Source organism: Methanobrevibacter smithii ATCC 35061 (genome assembly GCF_000016525.1).
Classification (GTDB): Archaea; Methanobacteriota; Methanobacteria; order Methanobacteriales; family Methanobacteriaceae; genus Methanocatella; species Methanocatella smithii.
Genome location: NC_009515.1, coordinates 1,662,976 through 1,675,367 on the forward strand (window position 1 = coordinate 1,662,976; position 12,392 = coordinate 1,675,367).

The 12,392-nt window shown below is 28.8% G+C and carries 11 protein-coding genes, 1 tRNA gene and 1 pseudogene; 9 read left to right on the forward strand and 4 right to left on the reverse strand.

The features are described from left to right. Entirely contained in the window at nt 1-489 is a 489-nt protein-coding gene (locus tag MSM_RS08025; RefSeq protein ID WP_019264446.1) for a hypothetical protein, read from the reverse strand. Nucleotides 490-650: 161 nt separating this feature from the next. On the opposite strand from MSM_RS08025, the gene MSM_RS08030 reads away from it, so the two are divergent. The 5 genes from MSM_RS08030 to MSM_RS08050 all read left to right on the forward strand — a co-directional run bounded on the left by MSM_RS08030 (nt 651) and on the right by MSM_RS08050 (nt 5,003). After that, nucleotides 651-3,218, forward strand: coding sequence for a bifunctional glycosyltransferase/CDP-glycerol:glycerophosphate glycerophosphotransferase (locus MSM_RS08030; protein WP_011954625.1), 2,568 nt, complete (start codon nt 651-653; stop codon nt 3,216-3,218). A gap of 107 nt (nt 3,219-3,325) precedes the next feature. Further along, nucleotides 3,326-3,409: transfer RNA gene (locus MSM_RS08035), tRNA-Leu, on the forward strand. A 31-nt stretch (nt 3,410-3,440) separates the two neighbouring features. After that, complete coding sequence (locus MSM_RS08040) at nt 3,441-3,746, forward strand: DUF167 family protein (RefSeq protein ID WP_011954626.1); 306 nt, start codon at nt 3,441-3,443, stop codon at nt 3,744-3,746. 75 nt (nt 3,747-3,821) lie between these two features. Next, a complete protein-coding gene (gene galU / locus MSM_RS08045; protein ID WP_011954627.1) occupies nt 3,822-4,673 on the forward strand; it encodes a UTP--glucose-1-phosphate uridylyltransferase GalU in 852 nt (283 codons plus the stop codon). A gap of 129 nt (nt 4,674-4,802) precedes the next feature. Continuing rightward, a complete protein-coding gene (locus MSM_RS08050; RefSeq protein ID WP_011954628.1) occupies nt 4,803-5,003 on the forward strand; it encodes a hypothetical protein in 201 nt (66 codons plus the stop codon). Between the two features lie 253 nt (nt 5,004-5,256). Here the strand turns inward: MSM_RS08050 and MSM_RS08055 are convergent, their stop codons facing one another. Genes MSM_RS08055 through MSM_RS08065 form a run of 3 tightly spaced genes read right to left on the reverse strand, consistent with a single transcriptional unit; the run spans nt 5,257 to nt 7,837 of the window. Continuing rightward, nucleotides 5,257-6,387: a TIGR04083 family peptide-modifying radical SAM enzyme gene (locus MSM_RS08055; RefSeq protein ID WP_011954629.1), complete on the reverse strand. Its 1,131-nt coding sequence runs from the start codon at nt 6,385-6,387 to the stop codon at nt 5,257-5,259. A gap of 1 nt (nt 6,388) precedes the next feature. Then, complete coding sequence (locus tag MSM_RS08060) at nt 6,389-6,598, reverse strand: TIGR04165 family Cys-rich peptide (RefSeq protein ID WP_004035214.1); 210 nt, start codon at nt 6,596-6,598, stop codon at nt 6,389-6,391. Between the two features lie 24 nt (nt 6,599-6,622). Continuing rightward, nucleotides 6,623-7,837 carry an aldo/keto reductase gene (locus tag MSM_RS08065; RefSeq protein WP_011954630.1) on the reverse strand — a complete coding sequence of 405 codons (1,215 nt, stop codon included), beginning with the start codon at nt 7,835-7,837 and terminating at the stop codon, nt 6,623-6,625. Between the two features lie 314 nt (nt 7,838-8,151). Between MSM_RS08065 and modA the strand changes: the two genes are divergently transcribed. From modA to MSM_RS08085, 4 genes and pseudogenes are all read left to right on the forward strand, one after another. Further along, entirely contained in the window at nt 8,152-8,955 is an 804-nt protein-coding gene (gene modA / locus MSM_RS08070; protein ID WP_011954631.1) for a molybdate ABC transporter substrate-binding protein, read from the forward strand. 48 nt (nt 8,956-9,003) lie between these two features. After that, the gene (modB, locus tag MSM_RS08075) at nt 9,004-9,678 is read left to right on the forward strand and encodes a molybdate ABC transporter permease subunit (protein WP_011954632.1); all 675 of its coding nucleotides are present in this window, start codon (nt 9,004-9,006) and stop codon (nt 9,676-9,678) included. A 15-nt stretch (nt 9,679-9,693) separates the two neighbouring features. Next, nucleotides 9,694-10,677 (forward strand): sulfate/molybdate ABC transporter ATP-binding protein, encoded by a 984-nt coding sequence (locus tag MSM_RS08080; protein WP_011954633.1) that lies wholly within the window; start codon nt 9,694-9,696, stop codon nt 10,675-10,677. 297 nt (nt 10,678-10,974) lie between these two features. After that, nucleotides 10,975-12,278, forward strand: a pseudogene (locus MSM_RS08085) (UDP-glucose dehydrogenase family protein). The last annotated feature ends 114 nt before the right edge of the window (nt 12,279-12,392 follow it).

Here is a 12,392-nt window from a genome sequence, read left to right on the forward strand (position 1 = left end):
TTAACCTATATATCCTTGATTTGCAGGTCTTAGGCTTGTAATAATTTCAGCAGCTATTTTTGAAGAATAATCATTTTTATTATCATAGTTCAGTATCCACATACGATAATTTGTATTATCTTTTTCAAAGAATAATTGTGTTGAATTAGTATAATTTGTTTCACGATAGGTTACATATACATTAATATCATCTATTTTTTGAGTTTCATTGCCTACTGTAAAATTATCTTTTAGAGCTTTTTGGAAATAGGTTTTAATTGAAACATTGTCATTTAAATGAGTTATATTTATAGTTATATTGTTACTTTTATCGTAGAGGCTTATTGTATTTTTACTTTCATTAGTAATATTGAAATTGTCAGGCAAATCAAACTTGGCACCTTCGAATTCTATTTTGTTTGAATTAAAATCAAAACCATTGTAATTGTATAAATTGACCTCTACCATTAATAAAATCAGTATAATTAATAATAAATATAGTTTTTTCATAATTCTCACCATCAAAAGCTTTATTATCTTTGGTAGATATATTATTATATTAATGGTTATATCTGATATATTTTTGGGATTATTTTTTAAAATAGTGGGGGGCTATAAAAATTCATGATAAATTTTTATTTTCTGTTATAATTGCAGCACATAACTCTGATTTGTATTTAAAAAAAGCATTTGATTCTGTTATTAGTCAAAGTTTGGATTTTGAAAAAAATATTCAAATTATTGTAGTTAATGATGGAAGTACGGATAATACAGAAGAAATGTGTTTGAAATATAGGGTTAGATATCCTCAAAATATTAAGTATATATCAACTAAAGATTGTTTTGGCCCAGCACATGCTAGAAATCAGGGATTAAAAGAAGCACAAGGAAAATATATTAATTTTTTAGACAGTGATGATTATATAAGCCATAATACATTTAAAGATGTTTATAATTTCTTTGAAAAACATTATTCAGAAATTGATGTTGTTTCAATTCCAATATATTATTTTGGATCACAAAAAGGTAATCACCCTTTAAATTTTAAATTTAAAAAAACAGAAGTTGTTGATTTATTGAAACAACCGGAATTTATTCAATTATCCGGACCTTCTTCATTTTTTAAAGCAGAAGCTATTGAAAATATTAAATTTAATGATAAATTACAAACTGCTGAAGATGCATTTTTTGTTAATCAGGTTCTTTTAAATAAACTAAAATTAGGGCTTGTTAAAAGCGGATCTTATTTTTATAGAAAATTTGAAGCTAAAAATTCTCTTCTTGATTATTCAAGTAAAACTAAAGAGTACTATATTTCTAGAATTAAACAGTTTCATTTTAAATTAATTGAATGTTCTAAAAGAGATTATGGTGAAGTTTTAAAGTTTATTCAATATGTATTGATGTATGATTTGCAATGGCTTTTCAAAATTAAAAAAATTGACCATATTTTAAGTTATGATGAAATTTATGAACTTTACATCAATCTGATTTTTATTTTGCAAAATATTGATGATGATGTGATATATAATCAAAAAAATATTCAAAATCAGCTTAAAACACATATATTCTTTTTAAAATATTTAGGTAATGATTATTTAGCTAATTGTGATTGTAAATATAGAAAACAAGTTTATAATGATATTCTTGATAAGTTATCATTAAATCAGGTTTTTATTGATATTTTTGAGATACAAAATGATGTTATTTATGTTTCAGGATTTATTACTACATTTTTCAATAAAAAAGGTAAGGTTTTTGCCTTTGTTAATGATAAGATTTTTGAAACTAAAGAGTTGAAATATCCACAAAGAGATAGGTTTTCTCTAAATTTTGAATATGCTTACAATAATGATTTTGAGCTTTTTATTCCAATTACTTCAAAAAATCTTAAAATCCAATTTAAAACGGATGTTAATGATTTTAAAGATCTTAAAATAAAATTTAATAGGCCTTGCAGACTTTCAAATACTTCTAAATATTCACTTTCAAAAAATCACATTGCTAAGGTTAAAGGAAGTGTAATAACTGTCAAACCAAAAAATTGGGTAAGAATATTGAAAAATGAGATTTCAACTATTTACACAATGTTGCGTGAAACTAATCAGGGCTGGAGAACTGGTGTGATATTTAGAATTGTTTATTTTATTTTATATCCGTTTTTATCATCTAGAAGAATTTGGATTTTTATGGATTTACCTTATTTGGCTGATGATAATGGTATTAATCTTTTTAAATATGCTGTTGGTATAAATGATGGTATTGAAAAGGTTTTTGTTTTAAATAAAGATAATTTTGCATTTGATGAAGTTTCTCAAATTGGAAAAACCATTGAATACGGTTCTATTAAACATAGGATATATGCTTTATTTGCAGAAAAGGTCATATCCTCCCATCCGGATAATGGTTTAGTATATCCATTTTGGGGCAATTATCCTTTTTTATCAGGTCTTGTTAAATTTAGGCTTGTATTTTTACAGCATGGTATTACAAAGGATAATATTTCAATGTGGCTTAATAAAGCGGATAAAAACATTTCATTAATTGTAACTGCATCAAAACTGGAATTGCAATCATTTTTTAAGTATCCTTATAACTATCATAAAGATGTTCCTCAGTTATTGGGGTTTCCCAGATATGATGCTCTTGAAAAAAAGGAAGATTATAAAGAAATTGTAATTATGCCTTCTTGGAGGAGGCATTTCCATCATTCAACTAAAGAAAAAATATTAAAATCAAATTACTTCAAAATATACAATACTTTAATTAATGATTCTCGTTTAATTGATTTTTGTAAAGAACATGGTTATAAATTGATTTTTAAACCGCATCCAAATGTTTACAGATTCATTGAATTATTTGAAACTAATGATTATGTAACAATTGATTCAACTTCCAATAGTTATAATAATATTTTCACACATGCTTCTTTAGTAATAACAGATTATTCTTCAATAGCTTTTGATTTTGCTTATTTAAAAAAGCCAGTTATTTATTATCATTATGCTCAGGATTATCATTTTGATATTGAAGAGAGCTATTTTGATTATAAAACAATGGGTTTTGGAGAAGTTGTTGATAATCATGAAGAATTAATTGATTTGATAATGGAATATATTGAAAGTGAATGTGAAATGAAAAATCAGTATATTAAAAGAGTCGATGATTTCTTTGAGTTTAATGATAAAAATAATTGTAAAAGAGTCTATGAGGCTATTAAAAAGATGGATTATGAGTAACTGGATAATGAAATTAAAAAATCAGTTTTTACTGTTTATATTAAAATCGTTAACTTTATATACTTTAAAAAACACATTTTTTAATAACTACTTTTGTTATGTGTGATGCGGGGGTGGTCGAGTGGTCAAAGGCGATAGGTTGAGGGCCTATTGGGTTAGTCCCTTCGCGGGTTCAAGTCCCGTCTCCCGCACTTTAATTAATAAACTATTTTTCTGATTATTATGTCTAATAAATACTTAAATGCAATTTCTTCATTAGATAATAATGTTTTTATAGATATTGAGGTTTCTCCAAATTCCAATAAATTTCAAATTTCAGGATTTAACGAATGGAGAAACAGATTTGAAATACGTATTAAGCAAGTTCCTCAAAAAGGCAAGGCCAATAAGGAAATTGTAAAAGAATTATCTAAAATATTTAATTGTGATGTTAGTATTTCAAAAGGTGAGAAATCTTCTCAAAAAACAATTGTCTGTTATAATGTCAGTATTGATTGTATATTGGAAAAATTAAGTGAAATTTTATAAATGTAAAAAATAATTAACTATTTAACCAATTAAAACATAAGTTATTATTAATTAAATTAAGAGGGTGATAATTAGATGAAAGCAGTAATTCCGGCAGCTGGTTTTGGGACTAGGTTTTTGCCAGCTACTAAAGCACAACCTAAAGAAATGTTGCCTGTTTTTGATAAACCTACTATTCAGTATGTTATTGAGGAAGCTGTAGCTTCAGGTATTGATGATATTTTAATTGTAACTGGTAAAAATAAACGTTCTATTGAAGATCATTTTGATAAATCATTTGAATTGGAGTATACTTTAAAGCAGGCTGGTAAGACTAAATATTTAAAACAGGTTCAGGATATCACTGATTTGGCTGATATTTGTTATATTCGTCAAAAAGAGCAAAAAGGATTAGGTGATGCAATTTATTGTGCCAAAAAACATGTGGGAGAGGAACCTTTTGCAGTAATGCTTGGAGATACAATAACGAAAGGAAAAACTCCATGTACAAAACAGTTAATAGATATTTACAACAAATACGAAGCATCAGCTATTTCTCTTGAAAAGGTACCTCAGGAAAAAGTGGAAAGATACGGTATAATTAAAGGAGAAGAAATAGAAACAGATGTTTATCAGATTGATGAACTTGTTGAAAAACCACCAGTTGATCAGGCACCGTCTAACTTAGCTATTATGGGAAGATATGTACTCACTCCAGACATTTTCGATAAAATCAAAGAAACCGGAGCTGGAGTTGGAGGAGAAATTCAGCTTACTGATGCGCTGGCTAAATTAGATAAAATTTATGGAAATACCTTTGAAGGAAAAACCTATGATATAGGAAATCGTTTAGAATGGTTGAAAACATCTATAGAATTTGCAATGGATGATGAAGAATCTAAAAACGATTTAATCAGTTATATGAAAGAAATTATAGCTTCAAATTAAAATTAAGTATTTTCTATAATTTCTTTTTAACTTTTTTTTAAACTTATTTTTACCACAACATTTATATATTTTTGTGTATAAATTATGATTTATAGGTATCTATAATATATCTAGTATGGATTGATTTATATGCTTAAAAAAAGGGATAAAATGGGTTATGGCGAAGATATGAATCATCAGATAGTAAAGTCTATTGAAAAAATGAACAGCCACAGTGATAAATTATTTTATGAGCAGTTATATCTTCAAAAAGATCCTGTAAAATACAATGAATTTAAAGATTGGTGTATTGAAAGAGGATATTTAAATGAATTGTATAAAAAAGAGTAATATCTGTTATTTTATTATATGTATGTAATTTTTAAATGCTCTTTAACTAAAAATAAATAAGAGAATGTAAAAATAAGTGTGGGAGCTGTAATTGGGAGTGTTAATAAAAAATTAATGGTGAAATCAAATTATTTAAAATAGCCTCATAATAACTCTGTGTGATTGAAGAATTAACTGATTGTAAGGTAGTTGGCAATATTAATTCTAAAAAAACATGATTTATTATATAAATAAAATTAAAATAAAAAAAATATTATGGTTTCATCATCAAATCCATAATACTGAAAGCTTCATTTTCTTTTTTAATGCCTGGTCCGTTTAATCCGCCAAATGCATTTTTTGCAAATTCCTTGTTAAGTCTTTTAGAAACTTCACCAAAAATCATTTTATAAGCCTTACATTGAGGATCAACAGCTTTTGGAGTTTTACTGGCTACAATAGCATTATATGGACATCCGCCTTCGCAATATTTTACATATCTGCATTTGGCACAGTTTTCATCAACATATTCTCTAAATTCTTGAAGTTTTGCCCATGCGTCAGACTCTTTTAGCTTATCAAAACTTGGGTTTGCTTTGACATTGCCTAAAATATATTCATCCATTCCTACAAACCTGTAGCATGGATAAATTGAACCGTCTGCACCGACAGCTAATGTTGTACCTATACAATCTGCAAACGTACATAATGTTCCCCTTCTTCTGAATGTACTTTTAGCAATGTGGTCAAGATCCATTACACTGAATTTATCTAAATCATAAAGATACTTGTCTAGCCAGTCTATTAAAAGTTTTCCGTGTTCTTCCTGATCAAGAGCCCATGGGTCAGCATTGTCTCCACGTAGTGACGGAAGTGCAGCATGTATTTTTAAATTCATACCATGGGATTTGAAAAATTCATATAACTCGTCACTGTAGTCTTTGGAATATTGAGTTACTGTTAAAACAAAGTTTATGTTTAATCCTTTTTCTTTTGCTCTTTCATATCTGCCAATGGTTTTTTTAAAGTAACCTTCTGCTCTTTGATAGTCATTAATTTCTTCAGGTCCGTCAATACTGGTACTTACAGCAACATTGTACTTTAAAAATAAATCGATTAGTTCATCTGAAAGTAACCAGATATTACTTTGAAGTGAAAAACCTTCTAAATTGTCTATTTTGGATAATTTTTCTAAAGCTTCAGCATAGAAATCATAGCCTGCAAGAAGAGGTTCTCCTCCGTGGAATGTAAAATGAACTTTATCATCTCTGAAATCTTTTAACCATGTGATAATGTCATCAATTACGCTAATGTCCATCATTTCTTTTGTTGATTCTGAACCCCAACAGTATTTGCAGTTGCATTGGCAACCTAAAGTGGGAATTATCATTACATGAAAAGTCATTTTATCCGTAATATTTATTTAATTCTTTTAAAAGTTCTTTTTTTTCGTCTTCTTCCATACTATCATTTACAAAGAAAATATAACCGCAATCTTCGCATTTTACAGTGTCTAACTCTGCATGTGCTCTGTGATTGTCTAACATTTTTCTGTGTACATGTTTATCTTTGGAACCGCATTTTGGGCATGGAGCTAATATTTCTTCGAGTTTCATGTTTATCACTTTTTATTTTATTATTTAAAAAAATTTCTGATATATTTTCATACCGATACTTTTTACGAATAATACTTTAAATTTAAAGAAATGGCCTTCAAATTCTTTTTTAACTTTATCAAGTTCTTTTGGAATGTCCAGGTGTTGGGGGCATTTTCTTAAGCACTTTCTGCATCCATTACATAATCCTGCATTTGAACTGTCTATCATAATTCCGCTTACAGTTAAATAATAATCGATTAAGCTTTGATTTAAAAGGCCTTTTTGATTGAATAAATATTTTTCATTATATATTTTCATGCATTCAGGAATATTCACGCCTCTGGGGCAGGGCAGGCAGTATCCGCAGCTTGTACAGTTAATTTGAAGCAATTCTTTTAAGGCTCTTTTTGCATAATCGATTGTTTCAAGTTCTTCCAAACTCATGGAATGGGGTTCAACACTATTTCCAATAGCTATATTTTCATCAATTTGAGCTATGTTATTCATTCCTGAAAATACACAGGTTATTTCAGGATGATTTAAAATCCAGGATATGCTCCATTCTGCATTTGTTTTTGAGGGGTCGGCTTTTTTAAATATACTTTCAACTTTATCAGGCATTTTCCCGGCTAAAATTCCACCTTTTAAAGGTTCCATTACAAAAATTCCCATTCCTTTTGATGCTGCATGGTGAATTCCTTCAATATCTGCCTGAACATTGTTATCAAAGTAATTATATTGGATCATCACCATATCCCAGTCATATGCATCAAGTAATAATGGAAATTCTTCAGTAGTGCCGTGGTATGAAAAACCGACATATTTTATTTTTTCCTCTTGTTTTGCCTTTGATAAGAATTTTAAAACATCTTTTTTAAGCAGTCTGTTCATAGCTTTCAAATCAACATTGTGTAGAAAGTAATAGTCAATACAGTCAATTTGCAGCCTTTCTAACTGTTCATTTAATATTTTTTCCATATCTTCATACTTTTTTATGTTCATTGCAGGCAATTTTGTAGAAATTTTGACTTTGTTTCTATATTCTCCTTTTAGAGCCTTTCCAAGGACTTTTTCACTTTCTCCATTATTATAGATAGCTGCAGTATCGATAATGTTTATTCCATTGTCTATTGCATGGTGTATTAACTTTTCAGATTCTTTGTAGTTGATTTTACCATTTTTTGAAGGTAGTCTCATAGCTCCAAAGCCTATTGGTGAGAGTTCTTCTCGTGTTTTTTTGACAATCCTCTTTTCCATAATAATATAGTTAGTAAATGACCATAATAAATATGTTTAGAAAATTTAAATAAAAGGTTATTATTTTATATATACTGGATAAACAACTAAAATTCTTAATTTTTTTGAAAAATTGTAAACAATTAGTTTTTGATGTTTTGAATATGGCTGATTTTTCTGAACATTAATCACTAAAGTTCTTGACGGAGCTAAATAAATCGATATGATAATATTTATATATTGATGAAATTAAACTTATAATTATACCTATTTGACAATTAGGTTATTATGACTAATTTTTGAGGGTATTGATTTATTTTAAAAGGTGATGAATAGTGGTTTCAAAAAAGATTATAGCTATTGTTGTTGTAATAGCAGTGTTGGCTGTTGGTGTTGGAGTATGGGCTAACGGTTCAGCAAGCACTGATGACAGTTTAAATGGACAGGAAGTAAATTTAGCTGCTGCGGCTAGTTTAAAAAATGTTTTTGATGAAAAATTAATTCCAATGTTTGAAGAAAAATATCCTGGAGTAAAAGTCACTCCAACTTATGCTTCAAGCGGTGATTTACAAAAACAAATCGAAAATGGTTTGGATGCAGATGTATTTATGTCTGCAGGTAATAAACAGATGAATAAATTAGTTAATGAAAGTTTAATTGATAACAGTACTAACATTCAATTTTTAGAAAATAAAGTTGTTTTGATTGTACCTAAAGATTCCGACTTAAACATATCTTCATTTGAGGATTTGAAAAATGTAGATGGTAACATTGCTATGGGAGATCCTTCTTCAGTACCTGCAGGTCAATATGGTAAGGAAGTATTAACCAATCTTGGTGTATGGGACAGTGTTGAATCCAAATTGTCTTTAGGTACTGACGTAACTGCTGTATTAAATCAGGTAGCTCAGGGGTCTGCTGAATGCGGTATTGTATATTCTACTGATGCCAAATCTAATGATGATGTTAAAGTAGTTTGTGAAGCTCCAGATGATGCTTTAAAAACTCCAGTTATTTATCCGGTAGCTGAACTTAAAAACTCAGAGCATCAGGATGCTACTCAAAAGTTCATGGAATTCTTAAAAAGTAAAGAAGCTAAAGATGTATTTGTTGAATATGGATTTACAATTCATGAATAAACTTTATAACTTAAAATCCATATGATAATTTAAAGGAGAATTATTAACATGACTGACTGGACTCCAATTTTTATTTCAATGAAAACAGCAAGTTTATCAATTTTTATAACCTTTTTTTTAGGATTAATAGTTGCCTGGGGCATTGTTAAACTTAAAAATGATTCAGTAAAAATTGTACTTGACGGTATTTTTACACTTCCAATTGTATTGCCTCCTACTGTTGTAGGATTCTTTTTATTGTATATTTTTGGTGTTAGGGGTCCGATAGGTAAGTTTTTTGTAGACTTTTTTTCTGTGAAAATAGCATTTTCATGGTCTGCAACAGTTATCGCTGCAGTGGTCATGTCTTTTCCTTTAATGTATCGTTCTGCCAGAGGTGCATTTGAACAGGTAGATTCTAATTTATTGGATGCTGGCCGTACATTGGGGATGTCTGAGTTCAAAATTTTCTGGAAAGTTTTGCTTGCAAATGCACTTCCAGGAATTATTAGTGGGGGAATACTTGCCTATGCCAGAGGTTTAGGTGAGTTTGGTGCTACGGCAATGATTGCAGGAAATATTGCAGGACAAACTAGAACTCTTCCAATGGCGGTTTATTCTGAAGTAGCTGCCGGTAATATGGGAGATGCTTTTAATTATGTAATATTCATTGTTATTATATCATTTATAGCTATTTTTATTATGGATTATGTTTCAATACGTAAGGAAAGGCAGTGGAAATAATTTGGGGAATATGTTATGAGTAATGAATTGTTAAAAGTAAATATTCAAAAGAAACTTAAAGAATTTGACTTAAATGTGGATTTTGAATTAAAAAAAGGATGTTTAGGTATTTTAGGTCCTTCAGGTTGTGGTAAAAGTATGACTTTAAAATCTGTTGCAGGTATTGTAAATCCAGATAATGGTGTTATAAGTTTAACTACAAATGATGAAACTGTTTATTATGATTCTAATGAAAAAATTAATTTAAAGCCCCAAAAAAGAAATGTAGGATACTTATTTCAAAATTATGCATTATTTCCGAATATGACTGTAGAGGAAAATGTTGCTATTGGTTTACCTAAAGATTATGATGAAAAAAGGTTAACTGATATGATTAAACGCTTTCGTTTAGAAGGTTTGGAAAAGAGATATCCTAGAGAGTTATCTGGAGGTCAGCAGCAAAGAGTAGCTTTGGCCCGTATATTGGCTTACAGTCCGGATGTTATACTGTTGGATGAACCGTTTAGTGCAATGGATACATTTCTAAAAGAACAGTTACGTATTGAACTTAGTAATGTACTGAAAGATTTTGACGGATTTTCTATTCTTGTTACCCATAATCGTGATGAAGTATTTCAGTTTTGCGATGAGCTTTTAATATTGGACAAGGGTAAAATTATTGCAAAAGGAACTACTCACGATGTGTTTGAGAATCCAAAAAAAGTTCAGGTTGCTAGACTTACAGGATGTAAAAATATTTCTAAAGTTGAAATAATAGATGATTATCATCTTAAATCATTAGAATGGGGAATTACATTTGAAGTAGCTGAAAAAATTTCACAGGATATTACTCATATTGGAATAAGGGCACATGATTTTTTGCCTGCTGAAAAAGATGATATTAATTCATTTGACACTATAAACGCAACAAAATTGGAAATACCTTTTGAATGGCAAATAACGTTGGCAAATGGATTATGGTGGAAATTAGATAAAAAATACATGATCATGAATTTATAATTCCTGATTATTTAAAGGTAGATCCTAAAAATATTATCTTGTTGGAAGAGTAATTCAATATAAATGTATTTTTAATGGTATCTGAATTAATATGGATTCATTTTATCCAATTAATTATTATTTTTTGGAAAATGAAATAACGATTTTTATTTTTTTAAGTGTTTTTATAGTTTTTGTTCTGTTTAGATTACAGGCATTAATAAAAAATAAGATGCTAGTAAACAGATAAAAAAATCAGCTGACTTTTTGGCGGAGCCATAATAAACTTTAAATTATTTAAATAAGATATTATTTTTCATGAAACTGACAATTATTGGAACCGGCTATGTAGGTCTTGTTACCGGAACTTGTTTTGCAGAAATGGGAAATAAAGTTTACTGTGTTGATAATGACTTGGAAAAAATAGCTAATTTAAAAAATAATATCTTACCTATTTATGAACCTAATTTGGCATCATTAGTTAAATCCAATCAAAAAAAGGGAGATTTAATTTTTACCAGTGATTTAAAAGAGGCTTTAGACAATTCCAATATTATTTTCATAGCTGTTGGAACTCCTGAACATGAGGACGGTAGCGTTAATTTAGATTATGTTTATGATGTAGCTTCAGAAATAGCTGATGTTATTAGCCAGGATTCATTAATTGTCATTAAATCTACTGTTCCTGTCGGCACTGCTTTTAAGGTTAAGAAAGTAATAGAATCTAATTTAAATAAAGATATTAAAATTGATATAGCCAGCAATCCTGAATTTTTAAAGGAAGGGGTAGCTATTGCTGATTGTATGCATCCTGACCGTGTAATTATTGGTGCACAAAATGATGAAGTTTTTGAGACTTTAAAAGAGTTATACTCATCATTTATTGTTAATAGTGATAGATTTGTTTTGATGGATGTTAAAAGTGCTGAAATGAGCAAATATGTTGCCAATGCTCTGCTTGCTACTAAAATATCTTTCATGAATGAAATAGCCAATATATGTGAGAAAGTTGGTGCAAATGTTAAAAATGTTCGTTTAGGTATTGGCAGTGATAAAAGAATAGGTTATGATTTTATTTATGCTGGCTGCGGTTATGGTGGAAGCTGTTTTCCTAAAGATGTAAAAGGGCTGATTAATACTGCCCTTGATAATGTTATGAACCTAAGATTTTGGCTAATGTTGATGATGTCAATGAAAATCAAAAGCTTGTTTTAGTAAACAAGATTGTTGATAGGTTTGGTGAGGATTTATCAGGTCTAACTTTCGGTATTTGGGGTCTTTCTTTTAAACCTCAAACTGATGATGTAAGGTGTGCACCTTCTTTAATAATAGCTTCTGAAATTATTAAAAGGGGTGGAAAAATAAAAGCATATGATCCAAAAGCCATTGATAATTTCAGACAGAACTTTGATTCTAAAAATATTGATTATAAAAAATCCAAATATGATGTTTTAGATGATAGTGACTGTCTTGTTTTAATTACTGAATGGAAAGAATTCAGAGCTCTTGATTTGGATGAATTAGCTAAAAGATTAAACCAGAAGATTATTTTTGACGGCAGGAATATTTATTCACCTAAAATTAGAGAAGCAGGTTTTGAGCTATATCAAATAGGTTGCTAAAACTTTTAGCAATATCTAAATTTTATTTTTTAAATTTAATGAATTTTAAATTATTTTTAGTGTTTTGTTTTTATTTTCCTATTTTTCCCTATTCAATTCTAGATTTGTTATGAT